At 64.1% G+C, this 16,522-nt stretch carries 17 protein-coding genes; 5 read left to right on the top strand and 12 right to left on the bottom strand.

What is annotated here, in order from left to right; genetic code table 11:
• Nucleotides 1-32: 32 nt before the first annotated feature.
• Both LRX75_RS10320 and LRX75_RS10315 read right to left on the bottom strand, forming a co-directional pair.
• The gene (locus LRX75_RS10320; protein ID WP_231814068.1) at nt 33-1,064 is read right to left on the bottom strand and encodes an L-idonate 5-dehydrogenase; all 1,032 of its coding nucleotides are present in this window, start codon (nt 1,062-1,064) and stop codon (nt 33-35) included.
• Nucleotides 1,065-1,074: 10 nt separating this feature from the next.
• Nucleotides 1,075-2,022, bottom strand: a complete 948-nt coding sequence (locus LRX75_RS10315) for a 2-hydroxyacid dehydrogenase (RefSeq protein ID WP_231814513.1) — start codon at nt 2,020-2,022, stop codon at nt 1,075-1,077.
• Nucleotides 2,023-2,148: 126 nt separating this feature from the next.
• On the opposite strand from LRX75_RS10315, the gene LRX75_RS10310 reads away from it, so the two are divergent.
• Together LRX75_RS10310 and LRX75_RS10305 are read left to right on the top strand one after the other, a co-directional pair.
• A complete protein-coding gene (locus tag LRX75_RS10310; RefSeq protein WP_231814067.1) occupies nt 2,149-2,907 on the top strand; it encodes an SDR family oxidoreductase in 759 nt (252 codons plus the stop codon).
• A gap of 483 nt (nt 2,908-3,390) precedes the next feature.
• A complete protein-coding gene (locus LRX75_RS10305; protein ID WP_231814065.1) occupies nt 3,391-4,431 on the top strand; it encodes a LacI family DNA-binding transcriptional regulator in 1,041 nt (346 codons plus the stop codon).
• A gap of 250 nt (nt 4,432-4,681) precedes the next feature.
• Here LRX75_RS10305 and LRX75_RS10300 read toward each other — a convergent pair whose 3' ends face one another.
• The 4 genes from LRX75_RS10300 to LRX75_RS10285 all read right to left on the bottom strand — a co-directional run bounded on the left by LRX75_RS10300 (nt 4,682) and on the right by LRX75_RS10285 (nt 7,505).
• A complete protein-coding gene (locus LRX75_RS10300; RefSeq protein ID WP_231814063.1) occupies nt 4,682-5,299 on the bottom strand; it encodes a hypothetical protein in 618 nt (205 codons plus the stop codon).
• A gap of 138 nt (nt 5,300-5,437) precedes the next feature.
• On the bottom strand, nt 5,438-6,214 hold the full coding sequence (locus LRX75_RS10295) for a molybdopterin-binding protein (RefSeq protein ID WP_231814061.1): 777 nt from the start codon (nt 6,212-6,214) through the stop codon (nt 5,438-5,440).
• Complete coding sequence (locus LRX75_RS10290; RefSeq protein WP_231814511.1) at nt 6,211-7,086, bottom strand: cytochrome b/b6 domain-containing protein; 876 nt, start codon at nt 7,084-7,086, stop codon at nt 6,211-6,213. Before LRX75_RS10290 ends, LRX75_RS10295 begins: the two co-directional genes overlap by 4 nt.
• 143 nt (nt 7,087-7,229) lie before the next feature.
• Nucleotides 7,230-7,505: a pentapeptide MXKDX repeat protein gene (locus tag LRX75_RS10285; protein ID WP_231814059.1), complete on the bottom strand. Its 276-nt coding sequence runs from the start codon at nt 7,503-7,505 to the stop codon at nt 7,230-7,232.
• 182 nt (nt 7,506-7,687) lie between these two features.
• Between LRX75_RS10285 and LRX75_RS10280 the strand changes: the two genes are divergently transcribed.
• Complete coding sequence (locus tag LRX75_RS10280) at nt 7,688-8,245, top strand: sigma-70 family RNA polymerase sigma factor (RefSeq protein ID WP_231814057.1); 558 nt, start codon at nt 7,688-7,690, stop codon at nt 8,243-8,245.
• Entirely contained in the window at nt 8,229-8,876 is a 648-nt protein-coding gene (locus LRX75_RS10275) for an NrsF family protein (RefSeq protein WP_231814055.1), read from the top strand. The genes LRX75_RS10280 and LRX75_RS10275 overlap by 17 nt, the downstream gene beginning before the upstream one ends.
• Before the next feature lie 254 nt (nt 8,877-9,130).
• On the opposite strand, the gene LRX75_RS10270 is transcribed toward LRX75_RS10275, so the two are convergent.
• From LRX75_RS10270 to LRX75_RS10250, 5 genes are all read right to left on the bottom strand, one after another.
• A complete protein-coding gene (locus LRX75_RS10270) occupies nt 9,131-9,775 on the bottom strand; it encodes a phosphoribosyltransferase family protein (protein WP_231814053.1) in 645 nt (214 codons plus the stop codon).
• Entirely contained in the window at nt 9,765-10,445 is a 681-nt protein-coding gene (locus LRX75_RS10265; RefSeq protein ID WP_231814051.1) for an energy-coupling factor transporter transmembrane component T family protein, read from the bottom strand. The genes LRX75_RS10270 and LRX75_RS10265 overlap by 11 nt, the downstream gene beginning before the upstream one ends.
• Entirely contained in the window at nt 10,442-11,956 is a 1,515-nt protein-coding gene (locus LRX75_RS10260) for an ATP-binding cassette domain-containing protein (RefSeq protein ID WP_231814509.1), read from the bottom strand. Before LRX75_RS10260 ends, LRX75_RS10265 begins: the two co-directional genes overlap by 4 nt.
• A 28-nt stretch (nt 11,957-11,984) precedes the next feature.
• Nucleotides 11,985-12,557, bottom strand: a complete 573-nt coding sequence (locus tag LRX75_RS10255) for an aminotriazole resistance protein (RefSeq protein ID WP_231814049.1) — start codon at nt 12,555-12,557, stop codon at nt 11,985-11,987.
• Between the two features lie 228 nt (nt 12,558-12,785).
• On the bottom strand, nt 12,786-13,475 hold the full coding sequence (locus tag LRX75_RS10250; RefSeq protein ID WP_231814047.1) for a phosphoribosyltransferase family protein: 690 nt from the start codon (nt 13,473-13,475) through the stop codon (nt 12,786-12,788).
• 111 nt (nt 13,476-13,586) lie between these two features.
• On the opposite strand from LRX75_RS10250, the gene LRX75_RS10245 reads away from it, so the two are divergent.
• The gene (locus LRX75_RS10245; RefSeq protein WP_269456157.1) at nt 13,587-14,561 is read left to right on the top strand and encodes a LysR family transcriptional regulator; all 975 of its coding nucleotides are present in this window, start codon (nt 13,587-13,589) and stop codon (nt 14,559-14,561) included.
• 710 nt (nt 14,562-15,271) lie between these two features.
• Here LRX75_RS10245 and LRX75_RS10240 read toward each other — a convergent pair.
• Nucleotides 15,272-16,480 (bottom strand): FAD-dependent oxidoreductase, encoded by a 1,209-nt coding sequence (locus LRX75_RS10240; protein ID WP_231814043.1) that lies wholly within the window; start codon nt 16,478-16,480, stop codon nt 15,272-15,274.
• Nucleotides 16,481-16,522: the final 42 nt, after the last annotated feature.

The raw sequence follows: 16,522 nt of genomic DNA, 5'->3' as shown, positions 1-16,522 counted from the left end.
GACCTTCTCCGGTTCCTCCTTGGTCCCATGTGTCAGGAAAACACGATCTGCGCCTTCATCGCCCGGCTGCGGTCGGAGGCGATGTCGAAGGCGGACAGCGCGTCTTCGAGCCGCACGGTGTGCGTGATCAGCGGCTTGACGTCGATCAGGCCCTTGCGCATCAGGGCGACGCCCGTCGCAAACTCCTCGTGGAAGCGGAACGAGCCACGCAGGTCCAGCTCCTTGGCGGTAATCACCGTCATCGGCAGGGTGATATCGCCGCCGAGGCCGAGCTGGACGATGATGCCGCGTGGCCGCAGGACGGGAATGGCGCCGAGCAATGCCGGTGCGGCACCCGAGCATTCGTAGAGAATGTCGAACGTGCCCTTGTTCGCCGCGTACGGCGCCAGCGCATCGGGTTCGCGTGCCGTATTGATCGTCCGGTCGGCGCCGGCTGATTTTGCCATCGCGAGCGTGAAGTCGGAAAGGTCGATCGCCACGATCTCCGCGGCACCGGCACGCCGCGCAGCCAGGATCGACAGGACGCCGATCGGGCCGCAACCGGTGACGAGCACCCGCTTTCCGAGCAGGTCTCCCGCCCGGCGCGTCGCATGCAAGACCACCGCCAGCGGCTCCGCCATGGCCGCTTCGCCAGGCGACAGATCGCCGGCGGGAACGCATTGGTAAGCGTCCGCAACGAGAGTCTCGCGGAAGGCGCCCTGAATATGCGGAAACGGCATGGCGCTGCCGTAGAAACGCATGTTCAGGCAATGATTCTGCAGGCCTTGCTGGCAATATGGACACGTACGGCACGGCCTGGATGGCGACACGGCGACGAGGTCTCCGACCTCCAGCCCGTCAACGCCTTCGCGCAGAGCCTCGACATAGGCGGAAACCTCATGGCCGAGGATCATCGGCTGCTTCAGACGCACCGCACCGAAGCCGCCGTGATGATAGTAATGCAGGTCGCTGCCGCAGATGCCGCCGGTGGCAAGCCGCAGCCGGACCTCGCCGGGACCGGCCTGTTCGTCCGCGGTCTCTTCGATGCGAAGATCCTTCGCGGCATGGGCGATGATGGCTTTCATGACGGCAACCTCACAGGACCGGGGTCGGAAGCGGCGCGCCGGCAAAGTGCGCCTGCAGATTGTCGCGAACCAGCTGCCCCATCGCCTTGCGGGTTTCGATGGTGCCCGAGGCATGATGCGGCTGGAGAAGGACGTTGTCGAGCGCCAGGAAGCGCGGATTGAGCGCAGGCTCGCCCTCGAACACGTCGAGTGCCGCCGAGCCGAGCGTTCCCTGCTCCAGGGCGTCCAGCAGGGCGTTTTCGTCGATGTTGGACGCACGGGAGATGTTGATCAGCATGCCGTCAGCCCCGAGCGCCGCGATAACGTCGCGGCCGACGATGTGGCGCGTTTCGGCGGATGCCGCCAGCGTTACGAACAGGAAATCCACGTCCCGCGCCAGCGCGACAGGATCTGCCACGAAGGTCAGGCCATTGGCCTCGGGCTTGGGCCGGATGCCGCTGTAGGCGATCTGCATATCGAAACCCCTCAGCCGTTTCGCCACCTCCAGGCCGATGCGGCCGAGGCCCAGAATGCCGGCACGACGGCCCCAGACCCGACGGCGCAGGGGATAAAGACCCCGCCCGGCCCAGTTTCCATTCCGCACCCAGGTTTCCGCACCGATGACGCCGCGCGACTGGCAGAGCATCATGGCAACGCCGAGATCCGCCACGTCTTTGGTCAGCACGTCCGGCGTGTTGGTCACGCGGATGCCCCGTTCCCGGCAGGCGGCGAGATCGACGGCATCGTAGCCGACGCCATAGACGGCGATGACCTCGAGGTTCGGGCAGGCCCCGATCATGGCGCGGCTGGCGCCCAGTTCGCCACGCGTGGCGATGCCCCGGACGTCCGGCCCGATCTCGGCCAGAAAGGCCTGCTTATCGGCCGCTTCGAAATAGCGATGGACCGCAAACGCGGCATTGAGAGGCGTCTCGTCCCATTCCGGATAGGGACCGACCTGGAGGATCTGCGGTTTTGTCATCATGGCTCTCGCGTTCGGGGCTTTTGCGCTCGGGGCCCGCATGTTGCGGAAATGGCTTGACAGGTTATGTTATCGATAACATAACCGTAGAAAGAAGACGTTGTCGAGAGACATCAGGAGAGAATCATGTCGGTGCGGCTGTTCGACCTATCTGGGAAACGGGCTCTGATCACCGGATCGTCGCAGGGGATCGGTCTTGCGCTTGCCCGCGGCCTGCAGGCTGCCGGTGCGCGCATCGTCTTGAACGGGCGCGATGCGGAGAAGCTTGCGGCAGCGGCCGCTCAATTCGAAACGCCGGTCGATCATCTCGCTTTCGACGCCACCGATCATCCGGCGGCGCGCCTGGCGGTGGATCGGTTCGAGGCCGATGTCGGCGCAATCGATATCCTCGTCAACAATGCCGGCATGCAGTATCGCACGCCGCTGGAAGAGTTCCCGGCCGACGCTTTCGAGAGGCTGCTGCGCACCAACGTGTCGAGCGTCTTCAACGTCGGCCAGGCCGTTGCCCGCCACATGATCGCGCGGGGTGCCGGCAAAATCATCAACATCGCGAGCGTCCAGACGGCACTCGCCCGCCCCGGCATCGCGCCGTACACCGCGACCAAAGGTGCCGTCGGCAATCTGACGAAAGGCATGGCGACAGACTGGGCGAAGCATGGCCTGCAATGCAACGCCATCGCACCCGGCTATTTCGACACGCCGCTGAACGCAGCTCTGGTTGCCGACGAGGCGTTTTCGACATGGCTGGAAAAGCGCACACCGGCCGGCCGCTGGGGAAAGGTCGAGGAACTGGTCGGCGCCTGCATCTTTCTTGCGTCCGATGCGTCCTCCTTCGTCAACGGCCATATCCTGTACGTGGATGGCGGCATCACCGCCTCGCTCTGACGTGAAACCGATCTGCAAGATCGTGGTCATCGGCGTTTCCGGCTGCGACAAATTGACGGTCAGCGCTGCGCTGGACGGACGATTTTTCGACGGCAACAGGCTCGGGACAGGCGCGGGCACGACCGTCATCGACCGTTCGGCGTTGAAGCGATCGTATCGGGACCGCATCCGCAACCGGGTTCACGACGGCCTCGTCTTCGTCCATCTCGCAGGTTTCATGGAGCTGATCTCCTCCCGAATGAGGGAAAGGTCGCGGGCACATCATGCCGGGCCTCCCTGCTCGAGAGCTCGTTCGCCACGCTGGAACAACCCGGCGCCGACGAGGTGGCCCTGACCTTCGGCCGTGATTTGCCGTTGCCGGAGACGATCGAGGAGAGACTGGCATGTCTTCAGCCCGTTTCGTCCCGGCCGCACCCTTGCGCCTGGCACGGAAACGCGATGGAGTGCGCTAGAGAATCGTAACTCTGACGATAAGTCCCCTCCATGAAACCCAATCGAAAATCGCCGACGATGAGCGACGTCGCCCGCAAGGCCGGCGTGTCCGCCATGACGGTCTCGCGCGCGCTGAAGGCCGATAGCGTCATCAGCCCGGAAACCCGCAGCGCCATTCTGGAGGCTGCCGAGGAGCTCGGTTACATCTTTCATGCGGCGGCATCGAACCTGCGTTCGCAGAGGACGGACTTCGTCGCGGTGACAATTCCCTCGATCAACAACGCGAACTTCGCCGATACGGTTGCGGGCCTGTCCGAGATCCTCTCTGGCCGAAACATGCAGACCCTGCTCGGCTATACGAATTACGACGTGGACGTCGAAGAGCAGCTGATCGAGCAACTTCTGCGGCGCAATCCCCAGGCGATCGTGGTCACGGGCGGACACCATACGGCGCGCGCGCGCCGCCTGCTGGAAAATGCGCGGATCCCGGTGGTCGAGACATGGGACGTCCCGGACCAGCCGATCGACCACTATATCGGGTTTTCGAACGCCGACGCCGTGCGTGCCATGGTCGATCATTTCGTTGCGGTCGGCTATAGACGGATCGCCTTTATCGGGGGCGATGCGGGACGGGATACACGCGGCAGCGACAGGCGGCGCGGCTTCCTCACTGCGATGAGATCCCATGGGCACGATGACCCCTGCCTCATCGCAGCGGGCGCACCGCCGATTTCCATGCGCGAGGGTGCAGATGCCATGGCGCGGCTTTTGCACGATCACCCCGACACCGACGCCGTGATCTGCGTTTCGGACCTCTCTGCGTTCGGAGCGCTCACGGAATGCCACCGACGCGGCATCGTCGTCCCGGACCAGATCGCCATCGGAGGTTTTGGCAACTACGAAATCGCCGGCATGTGCGTACCCACGCTGACGACGATCGACGCCCATGCGCGCGAGATCGGCCTGCGCACAGGCAGCCTTATCCTCGATCTCCTCGATGGGGCGACCGGCACAATGGCAATAGACGTCAAGCCGGGGCTAATTATCCGCCGGAGCAGCCTAAGGGAAACTTCCCCTCGCGACTCGCAGTAGCTCTTTCCAAACGTCTTGCATTTTCTTTAGGGACATACTGTAGAAGGTGGATCTTGCATAATCACAAAGTGGCTCTTAAGTGCGCCGCTTCCTTGCAGTCGTTAGATATTCCGCGCGTTCATCATCATCGCCTCGAACGAAATGCCGCAGGCTGCCCGGCTGAACGCAGAGACTGACCTCAACGCTATCAGCGATCTCCCATAACCCGCTGCGAGCGGATCGCCGCTCGCAGCGGGTTCAGTTCTTCCTGCTACATCGGCGGCTGAACGCCGTTGGTGCCGACGACCACGCGGCTGCTGGAGATCGTGCCGTCGGCGGCTTTTTCGGAGGGGACGAAGACGGTGGCGCCGCTCTTCAGGTCCGCCTCCACGGCCGGCGCGAAGGTGACGACCGGCGTGCCCGCGGGAATGGAGATCTTCTTTTCCTTGCCCTTGTAGGTCACCGTCACCGTCTGGCCGTCCACCGCCTTGACGGCATTGGCGACGGTGGCGTTGGTCATGGAGCTGTTGGGCTTCAGGTCCCAGGCATAGCTTCCCTCGCCCGTGCCCTTCATGGCCGCCGGGAAGATCAACACTTCCAGCGCGCCGTCGCCGCCCTCGGCCGTCGGCAGCGAGGCGATGCCGACGAAGTCCCCGGTCTTGATATCGTCGATCGAGGCCTTGGCGACGCTCGAGACCTTCCAGCCGTCCTTCAGCAGGATCTTCGCGTCGGTCCCCTCGCGGGTCTTGACCGACAGCGTGTTGCCGTCAAGGCTTTCCACGGTGCCGCGCACCCGGATCTGGTCAGCCGCCTGGACGGCCGTGCCGAGCAGGGCCGCGAGGGCGACGCCAGTCAGGGCAGCCGTGCCGATGTTCGAAAAATAGGCCATGTGTCATTCCTTGTTCATCCCCTGTCGTCAAGTCCGGCGCATGCGGGGGTTGGTCGCCGGTTTCGCCGGGCGTCTCTGCGGGACAAAAGGAACCCGACATGCCGAAAAGACGACCGAAAACAAAAACATCAAGGTCCGTCAGATCCCGGCATACCATTCGTAGCCGCGATCCTCCCAGAAGCCGCCATTGCCGCCATAAAACGCCGCGAGATCGGCGACGGCCTCGATGCGCATGAGATATTTCGCCTGCTTGTAGCCGAGCTGCCGCTCGACCCTCAGCCGCAGCGGCGCGCCGTGCGCCACCTCGAGATCGCGGCCGTTCATGGCGTAGGCAAGCAGGGTCTGGGGGTGGAAGGCATCGACGAGGTCGATGCTCTCATAATACCAGCCGCTGCCATCGAGCGTCTTTTCGTATTCGTCGGCGCAGTGGAGCACGATGTAGCGGGCCTCCTTCTTCAGGCCCGCAGCCTTCAGCACCGCGCCGAGCGGCACGCCGGTCCACTGTCCGATCGCGCTCCAGCCCTCGACGCAATCGTGCCGGGTGATCTGCGTGCGCGCCGGCATCGCCTTCAGGGCGGCAAGCGACAGGCTTGCGGGATGCTCGACCAGACCGCCGATCTGCAGCTGCCACTGCGTGAAGCCGCCGGCGAGCAGCGCCTGATATTCGGCGCCGTCCGGCATGGTGGTGCCATTGGCGCGGAAGGTCGGCGAGAGATCCTCCGGGCGGAACTCGCGGGCAAGGGCCGTGTCGCCTATGAGAAGGCGCTGCGTTCCCATCGTCAGGCGCTCGGCCATGCGGATGACGGACTGGACGGTGCCATCCTCCGCAAGCCCGTCGCAACCGGTGAGGCCAAGCGCCGAGGCGGTGAGCGTCGAGCCGATGAGGAACCGGCGGCGGGTCAGAAGACGGGTCATGGCGCGATCTCCGATGCCGTCAATGAAGCGGCCGGCGATGGTTCCGTGCGGATCGCGTAACGGCCGGTGATCATCGAGCGCATGGTGTTGACGACGCCGGAGGCCAGCACCATCGCGATATGGACGATGACGAAGGCGACGAGCGAAGTGGCGAAGATGAAGTGCAGCGTGCGGGCCGACTGCCGGCCGCCGAAGAGATCGAGCAGCCACGGGGCAAAGGCGTTGAAGCCCGGCGACATGGTCAGCCCGGTCAGGATCATGCCCGGAAGCATGAGGACGATGACGGCGAGATAGGCGAGCTTTTGAAGCGCGTTATAGTGCCGCGCCGTCTCGCCCTTGGGAAAGCGGAGCCGGGCATGGTCGGCGATCTCGCGTCCGAGATGGGCCGGCGTCAGCTCGGCCCGGGTCGGCACGAGGTCGCGCCGGAAATGCCGCGAAACGAGGCCATGGGCGACATAGACGAGACCGTTGATGACGAAGGCCCAGGCGAAGAAGAAATGCCATCGACGCCCGGTGGCGAGATCCTGATAGCTCGGAAGCGTGATCCAGGCCGGAAAGCCGCGCACCGTTGGCGCGCCATCGACAGTGGAGACGCCGAGCACGCCCGTGGTGTCGAGCGAGAGGCTGCCGATGCGCGTCACGCCCTTGAGCGCACCGTCTGTCTCGACGGCTTGCAGCGAGAGCACGGCCGGGTCGTCGTCGGCACCGTACTGGCCCCAGTAGAGCGAGGGATGCGCATTGAAGATCTGCAGGCCGCTGACGAGCAGCACCGTCATGGCGAGCACGTTCAGCCAGTGCGACAGGCGCACGGTGAGGCTGTGACGGCGGATCAGTATCCGCTGACCGGACGGGGTGGAAGACGAGCCGAACATGACGTTCCCTTCGAAGTCGGCGATATCGGGACGATCTCCGGGACCTGCCTTCGCGAGCGAAGGTGGACCCGGAACCGTCGTTCCCCGGCTCATGAAACCATCTACGAAGCGGGGAACGGCGAGGATCACTGCGGCGGCGATGCCTAGAGGGCGTCGCAGCCCTTCATCATGTCGGCCTTCTTCATGCTGTCCTTTTCCATGCCGGCCTTGTGCGCGCAGTCCGCCTTGGTGCCCTTCATGGCGTCGTGTTTCATGGCGTCCGGCTTCATAGCATTCGTCTTCATGGGGTCGGCCTTCATGCTGTCCGTCTGCATCGCGTCCGGCTTCTTCATGGCGTCGGTGGCGGTCTGAGCCTGCGCCGCACCCAAGGAGAGAGCAAGGCCGAGAAAGGCGGAGGCGGCGATGATGCGATGGGTCATGATGGATCTCCTCTGGAGGTGACGGACGCGGGCTGCGTCGATGCTCACGGGACACTCATTCGGGCGGGAGGCCGATCCGGTTACAGCCATCACGCGGACGTGATCGTGCCGGGAATTCGCTCGCTTTTTTCCGGAAGCGCTGTAACCGTTTCGAGGTCTTCCCGTATGAGTCTTCCAGAGACATGCCAGATGTAACCGAGTCCGAGCTGAAGGTGCTGATGCTCTTGTCCCTCGACGGGGACGAGGCGGCCTATCGCTGCCTGCTCGACGTGCTCCGGCACCTTCTGGAGCGCTACTACGGACGGCGCCTCGGACGGTCGGACAGAAGCGAGGTGGACGATCTGGTGCAGGAGACGCTGCTTGCGCTGCACCAGCGCCGCATCACCTATGATCGCGACCGGCCATTCACGGCCTGGTTCTTCACCATCGCCCGCCACAAGCTGGTGGATCATCACCGCAGGACGGGCGGTCGCGGCCATGTCGGGCTGCAGGCGGTGGACGAGATGGCGGATGGCTATCGCGAGGATGCGGTGTCGGCGCAGATGGACATTCGGCGGCTGCTGGCCGGTCTTCCCGCCTGGCAGGCCGAGGCGATCCGGCAGGTGCGGCTCGACGGCCGATCGATCACCGAGGCCGCGCGGCATGCGGGCCGGTCCGAAAGCATGGTCAAGGTCGGCATTCACCGGGGAATCAAGGCACTGGCGGCAAGATTGAGAGGCGATCATGACAAAGACCAATGACCTGATCGAGGACCTCGTGCGGGATCTCCGGCCGGTGCGCAGGCACGCGCTTGCAAGCCTCCTTGCCCGCGCGCTGCTGCCGGGAATGGCGCTCTCCGCATCCTTCGTTCTGTTCGGCCACGGGCTGCGGCCGGATCTCGGGGCGGCCCTCTCCGTCCCCGCCTTCTGGGTCAAGTCCGCCTATCCGCTGCTGCTCGCCCTCATCGGCCTCGGGGCGCTGCTCGTCGTCGCGCGGCCCGGCGGACGGCCGCTCGGCAGCGTGCTCGAGGTGGCGATCGTCTATGCGCTGCTGGTCGCGCTCGCCGTCCTGCAGCTGCGGCAGGCCGCCTCGCCGGAAGAGAGCCGCCGCCTCGTCATGGGCGTGTCCGCTCTCTACTGCCCGCTGATCATCCTTGCGACCGGTGCGCCCCTCATGGCCGCGACCTTCTGGTTCCTGCGCAGAAGCGCCCCCACCGCCCCCACCCTTGCCGGCACCCTGGCCGGCCTTGCCGCCGGTGCGCTCGGCGCCTGGACCTACAGCTGGGGCTGCATCGAAAACGGCCTCCCCTTCGTTGCCCTCTGGTACACGCTCGGTATCGGGCTCTGCACGGCGCTTGGTGGTCTGATGGGCCGGTTCTGGCTGCGCTGGTGAGCTTGACTGAAGAGCTGATCGAGCCGAAGGACAACGGATTCTGGACGATCGGTCTTAGGCGGACGCGTTTTTGGGGTCTTCGCGCAATCGTTGTATGGCGGCAGATCAGCGTCCAGACCATCCTGGGCGCCGCCTCATGCCACCAAGAGCCGTGCCCACAGCCGCAGATCTGCTGCGGGCCCTTCTCGTGCTGGGTTCAGCGCTTTCTCGACATCTCCCATCGGCTCTCGCCGGCGATGACAACGCCCCGGACGTCATGTCCCGGCCCTCGGCTTCCAGGTGCCGTCCCGGTCGGGTGAAAACTGGGGGATATGGGCAAGGCTGTGGACAAGGTGTTCGTCGGCGCCCAGCATCGGCTTCCACTCCGTCGCCTCCGTTAGGATGACGCCGATGCCGACCACCTCGGCGCCTGCCTTGCGCACGAGGTCCAGCGAGCCTTTCATGCTGGAACCGGATGCGATGACGTCATCAACGACGACGACGCGCTTGCCCTTCAACAGCGGAACCGCCGCACGGTCGAGGAGAAGGCGCTGCTCGCCCTTGGAGGTGATCGATGAAATCCGCTGTTCCAGCGCGTTCGCCAGATGGAGTTTCGGCGATTTCTGCAGGATCACATAGGCGTCGAGGCCAAGAGCACGGGTGACGTCGATCGCAACCGGAATGCCGAGCGTCGCGGCGCCAACGATGATGTCGGGCTCCAGCGCCTTGAGTTTGGCGGCCAGAGCCTGTCCGACATGCGCGCCGAATCTGACACCGAGATCGATCACCATCATCAGCGAAATGGCAAAGTCCGGCTTGATCGCCACGATCGGCAGATCGATAGGCCAGCCGGCGACGTCAACGCACCAGCTTTGTCCCGTTGCCGGATCGGTTTTTGCGTCTGCGGGGTTATCTGTCATCGGCGTTGTCCTTCATGTTCATGCGAGGTTCGACCATGAGGCCGACGGTGCGCCATGTGGTTCGTTTTTGTTTGAGGTCGAACCCGTAAATGGCGAGCGAAAAGGAAATGGCGTGCGCCATGCGAATGGCCTGAACGAGAAGCGGAATGCCCCGCGCCAGCGCAAACCGCAGTTTCGTCGCCAGGGCCACATCGTCGATCTCCATGCCCCGCGCACGCTGGGCATCGGCGATGCGCTCGAAGTCGTCGCGCAGCATGGGGATAATGCCGAAGGTCAGCGACAGCACGAGCGTGACGACCGGCGGCAGGCGCGCAGCGCTTGACGCCGCAAGGATCGAGCCGGGCGTGCTGGTTTCCATGACGAAGAAGAAGGCAGCCGTGGTCGTCACCAGACGCGCAGCCATGCCGGCAGCGATCGGCAGGGCTGCGGCCGTCGTTGCGCCCTGCAGCCACAGGTTCACCAGCCAACTGACGACAACCATGCCCGACAGCAGCAGCGCGCCCTTGATGTAGCCGCGCAGGCCAGGCACGCCGGCAAGCCACAGGAAGGCGATCGTCAGGAGCGCGAGCGGCACGCCGAAGCGCCAGCCGGGTACCAGCCAGGCCACCAGCATTACGGCAAAAGCAAAGCTGAGCTTGATAAAGAAATTGATCTCGTGCAGCCGGCTCATCCGATCTCTCCGGCCATCTGGCGATAGGGTGCCGGCCAGCCGAGCCGGCGGAAGGTCGCGCTCTCCCAGCCTTCGTCCAGCGCACCGTCAAAGACGATCGCGCCGTCGTCGAGGATCATCATGCGGGTCGCCACATCGTCCACCAGTTCAAGATCGTGCGAGATCAGCATGACGGATCGGCCACTTTCCTGCAGGGTGGCGATGAAGAGGTCGAGCATGCGACGGCCTTTGAGGTCGCGGGCCAGGAGAGGTTCGTCGATGATGGCGATCAGCGCGCCGGCCGCATCCGCGCAGGCAAGGCCGAGCAGCGCCTGCTGGCGGGCCGATAGAACGAACGGGTTGGCCTCGGCAAAGGCCGACAGGCCGTAGCGATCAAGCGCTGCTGCGGCCCGCGCGAGAATGTCGGGATCGGTCGAGGTGGCGCTTGCAGCCGTGATGGCGAAGATCACCTCGCCGGTCACCGTCATGTTGAACAGGATATGCCGCATGTTCTGGGGGATATAGGCGATCCTGCGCGCCCGGGCAGCAACCGTCCACCTGTTGGCGCCCGCTCCGTCGAGAACGAGTGTGCCGGCCGCGGTCTTCTCAAGGCCGAGGATCGCCTTGAAGAGGGTGGTTTTGCCCGCGCCGTTGCGCCCGATCAGGGCCAAAACCTCGCCGGCGCGGATCTCGACATCTACCCCCTCGAGAACCGGCTGGCCGCCGGGCCGTGCGAGCCGCGTGGTCAGGCCGCGCACCTCCAGCAGGGGCCGCCCGAGGATAGCGGGCGGACGCACGGAGCGTGGCCGCCGCGGCGGCAGGAGGCCAGCATTCCGCCAGGGGCTATCGATTGAAACCAGGTCGGCGGCGGGGACGGGGCGCGACAGGTGGCGATCGGACAGAAGTGCAATACGGTCAACCACCGACAGGAGGGCCAGAGCATCCTGCTCGGCGACCATGAGGCACGAGACGGACGTCGCGACCGTTTGCAGAAGTGCCGCGAGCCGCGCCCGCGCTGCCGGGTCGAGGCCGGTGGTCGGTTCGTCCATGACCAGAATCAAGGGGCTTGCGGCAAGGGCCGCGGCAATCGCCACCATGCGCCGCTCGCCGCCGGACAGCGTTAGCACCCGGCGCCCGCACAGGGCCTCGATCTCGAAGGCCGCGATCAGCGTGCGCAACCGCTCGCGAATCGCCAGTTTCCCGACGCCCCGGTTTTCCAGCGGGAAGGCGATGACATCCTCCACGCAGAGATCCCAGAGTTGGTCGTCGATGTTCTGCGAGACGAAGGCGATGGTGGAAAAAAGCTCGGTCTTGTCGAAGGACGCCATCGGGCGGCCCATCAGCGTGACCTCGCCCGCATGGTCGGGGATCGGCAGCAGGCGCGGGATAAGGCCGGCGGCAGCGGCAAGAAACGTCGTCTTGCCGCTGCCGGCCTCGCCACAGATCAGGAGCCGCTGGCCTTCCTGCAGATGGCAGTCCGCCTCGGCGATCACAGGATCGGGACCGCCGAAACCGAGACGAAGGCTGGTCATTTTGAGCACGGGATCTTTCCGGTTGGTCTCAGAAGCGCTTGAAGCCCACGGGGTGGGCGCTCTTGAGGATCTTCATGGCCGGGACGATCAGCAGGGGCGTGCCGATGACCATGGGCACGATGTCGGACAGGCCGATATAGCCGAAAGCCCACCAGAACGGAAAAATGCCGAGATAGGCAAGGCTTGCGGACACGGCGGCGACCATGACAATGCCAACGGCCAGGCAGGCGAGCGCGATCTTGACCAGAACCGTGCGGTCGAAAGTCGTCTTTGCCGGATCGAACAGGACGCCCGGAACAAGGCCCGTCAGGCCGACCATGATGCCGTCGACGATCAGCGAATGGGCGGGAATGAACGTGCCGGCGAGAAGCGACCAGACGATCGTGCCGAGATAGCCGCAGATGAAGCCGCTGCGCCAGCCGAGCAGGATGCCGATCAGCGGCGGAAGAAAGGCGAAGATCCGCCATTGGATGACGCCGGGCACAAGCTGCATCGGATTGGCATAGGCCCAGAGCACACCGGTGGCGGCAGCCGCGACGATAGAAAGCACGAGCGGAAAGAGGGTGTTGCCCTCACTGTGGGAGAGAGTTGTCTGTTGCATTTTCATCGTTCCCCTTGTGTTGAGAGAGAGACAGTCTTCGGGCATGGCGCCCGCCCCGGGAGACCTCCCTGATGGTCTGTCAAAGGCGGTTGGGCCCATGAGCCGTCCGCCTGCTCGTCTGTTGTCCGACGGTCCGGACCAGGTTCGGTTCGGTCCTGAAGAACCCTCGGTGTTTGTTTGCATTTCTCGTTTCGGGAACGCTGGTGTCCCTTTGTCCCCTGACAAGCTCTAGCCGGCAAACCGTCCCGCGGCGTTCCGATTGTCCCGATCAAACGCGCGGCTGGCGCCTGTTCGAGCCGAACCTTCCGCTGCGTCATCCGGTATGGCGATGCCGTCGACGATATCGAACTGCGGGATCTGACCGAGCGTGGTCACGAGGTCGGCATCCCGGCCCAGTGCGTCGCGCCAGGCGCGTCCCTCGGCCAGGATCGCGCCGGCACCCACCACCTCGGCCCCGGCGCGTCGCACCAGCCGGATCGCCGCGGCCATGCTGGAGCCGGTCGCAACAACGTCATCAACGACCAGCACGCGCTTGCCCTGCAGGAGCGCGATGGAGCGCCTGTCGAGCAGGAGCCGCTGGGAGCCGCCCGTGGTGATGGACCTCACGTCCTCGATCAGCGCTTCTGCGAGGTGGAATTTCGGCGATTTCTGCAGAATGACATACTGGTCCAGCCCGAGACGGCGCGACACCTCGATGGCCACGGGAATGCCGAGCGTCGCGCTGCCCACCACAATATCGGGCTTCAGCGCGGCAAACCGAGCCGCCATCGCATCGCCGACGAGATCGCCGAAGCCTATGCCCATATCGATCACCATGAGCAGCGCTATCGCACGCCGATCACTGAGCGCGATGATCGGCAGGTCAAACGTCTTGCCTGCAATGTCCACGCTAAAGGTCTGAGGTGCGCTCGGGATCATGTGGGTCCTTCATCGGCAAGCCTCTATAGACAATCGACAGCGTGACTTTTACAAACATCAAGATCTGTCCGGTGCGTTTCCTTTTTCTCAACACAGGGCCGTCGATCTCTCATGAGCAGGCTGCTCTTCTCCCGCTTCGCCCAGTATCTCGAGGCGATCGCGCGTCTCGGATCCATCCGGAAAGCGGCAGCGGAACTGAACGTGTCCGCTTCCGCCATCGACAAACAGTTGATCCGCGCGGAGGAGGAATTGGGCGTGGCCCTTTTTGAACGCCTGCCGCGCGGCATGCGCCTGACTGCGGCAGGCGAGATCCTCATTCATGGCGTCAGGGGATGGCGCAAGGATTTCTCCCGCATCACGTTCGAAATCGAGCAGCTGAAAGGCCTGCGCCGCGGCGAGGTCAAGATCGCCGTTTCGCAGGAAGCCGTCTTCGATTTCCTGCCGGGCGCAATAGCCCGGTTTATGCGCGACCATCCGCGTATCCGCAACACTGTGCTCGTTGCAGACTCCGATCAGGTTCGTAAACTTGTCCTGGACGGGCTTGCCGATTTCGGGCTGACGTTCAGCCCTCAGCCGCTGCCGGGCGTGACCGTAACCCGCTCTGCTCCCTTTCACCTGCATGCTGTTGTACCGGCAGGCACGGTCTCCGCAGCAGAGACGACGCTCTCGCTTGAGGCGTTCTTTCAGAATCCGACCATCATACCCGATGCCAGCACGCATCTTCGCGATGCCGTCGATGTCGCCGCCGCCCGGACCGGAACGCGGCTCCAGCCCGTGCTGACGACCAATAGCCTTGACCTCATGCGGTCGATGGTTCGAGAATGTGTTGGGTTCGGCCTGATCGCGCTGTCACAGGGCGCACAGGCCCGACGGGACGACGGTCTAGCCTATCTGCCTCTCAGCGATCGCGGCCTGCCACCGCTCACCCTCTCCCTCATCATCGATCCTCAGCGCAGCCCGTCGATGACCGCGATCCTCATGCGCCAGTATTTCGAGGCCTATTTCGACGACCTGGAAAACGGGGCAGAAACGACATCGGAGTTTTCCAGGTTGGCCGAGAGTGGCGATCAGCAGAGGGATGCCTGACTGGGGTCTTCCGTCAGCGCAAAATGCCTCCCCGACGGCATTGAACTGGCAAACCGTTAATTCTGAACACTATAGTCGAAGACGGCTGACTCCTATGGAGTCTCGCGCATTCCTGCGCGCCGGGAGGGACGCGGTGAATTCGAACCGCCGATGTTGTTACGGCTTGCCAATTGGGAAGGTCTGCCGGAAGGAAGGCTTTTCGGCCGCAACGTCCCACATCTGACGCAAGAAATAAGCAGGTCACATGCCCTACGAGATGAGCGGTTGCGCCAGGTGGAAGAGGAGGAGGCAAAGCTGAAGCGGATCGTTGCGGAAGTGTCACTGGACGGCCATGCTTCCGGATGTGCTGTCAAAAAAGTTCTGAAGCCTGCCCGGAAGCGTTCGATTTCTGACAAGGTCCGTTCAGACTCGAACATATCCACCCGCCGGGCAAGTGCAGTGCTGAAGATCAATCGTCGCTTTACGTCTACATGTCGAAACGCGGTGAGCAGGCTGCACTGAAGCTGCGGATCAGTGACAATTGCCAGACACGTGTCCGGTACGGATATGGACGCGTGCGCTGATAATCCGCAATTCGCATGACAGGGAAGGCAGGCTTGATTGGGCATGAATTCTTGCAACAATTGGTGCCAAAGAGCGCGCCAACCTCGGGAGCGAGATAGGCGCTCGACTGTCAATCTCGATACAACCTTATGGAACGGGCGAAGTCGCTAATTCCCTGATGATGGGCTTGACGCGTCGTAGTGTGAAAGATCCGGTCCGTCCGGTTCGCTGGCGAACAGTTTGGTGGCAAGGCCGCGGATGATTGGCTTGCTCGCAATGTTGAGGGCGTTGTGCAAAAGGTTGATGCCAAGCCGGCTGTGGGGGTTCATCATGCGGGGTGCAATCTTCGGGACGCCCTGCCCTTTCTCGACCATCGGCCGCATCGCGTCCTCATAGGCCGAGAAGGCTTGCCCGATATCGCTGCTCCGCTGCAGCTCGCTGGCAAGGACATAGCCGCCCGTCACGGCGAGTGTCGCGCCGATGCCCGCAAGGGGTGTTGCGCACCACGCGGCGTCGCCGGTGAGCACGACGCGCCCCTTCGACCATCGCTTCATGCGCACCTGGCGCAAAACGTCGAAGTAGAAGTCGTCCGTGTCGTCCATGGCGGCCAGCACTCTTTGCGCCTGCCAGCCGGCATCCGTGAAACGCTGGCGCATATAGGCCTTCTGCTGCTCGACGCTCCAGTCCTGCTCGCCATTCGGTGGCTGCTGGAGCGACAGCATGGCGCGCGTCGTTCCATGCCTGTCCGGACGCAGCGAGATGCTTCGTCCATCCGTCGCGTTGTACCAGCGCCACATCCGGTCGTCGTCGGCCTGCCGCGGGATGGTGAAATAGGCGATCGTGAGGTCCATCCATCGCGGATCGTTTTCCTGTGGAAAAACAAGCTCGCGGGTCGATGAGCCTACGCCCTCGGCAATGACGATCGCATCATAGCGTTCGATCTGTCCGCTGGAGAAAGTGACCGAAACCGCTTCCGCGCCCTCCTCGATGCCAGCGACACGATCGCCGAAGCGAAACGTCGCCCGGTTGCGCGCGGGCTCGTACAGAAGGCGTGCGAGATCGCCCCGCAGGATTTCCATCTCCGCCGTCGGGCCATCGCTCCCGAGGTCTTCGGTGATGAACCTCGCGACGTCTGCGCCCTGCTCGTCGATCCAGACGGTGCCCTCTTCCCCTGTCCCGCGATCGAGTGCCGTCTGCTCCAGCCCCATCCGGCGCAGCACCTCCCGGCCGACGCCTCGGATGTCGATGTTCTGGCCGCCGTCTCGAAACGCGGGCGCGCGTTCGACGACGGTCACGTCGAAGCCGTAGTGGCCTAGCCACCATGCGGCCGTGTTGCCGGCGACGCTTGCGCCGGTGATGAGGATGCGAGGGGGCATGAGGTGATCTCCTTTTCCTAAAGAACATCACTCTTGATATAT

Source organism: Rhizobium quercicola, assembly GCF_021168455.1.
Lineage (GTDB): Bacteria > Pseudomonadota > Alphaproteobacteria > Rhizobiales > Rhizobiaceae > Ferranicluibacter > Ferranicluibacter quercicola.
The sequence above is the reverse complement of the archived record's forward strand: the minus strand, read 5'-3'. Positions and strand labels throughout refer to the sequence as shown.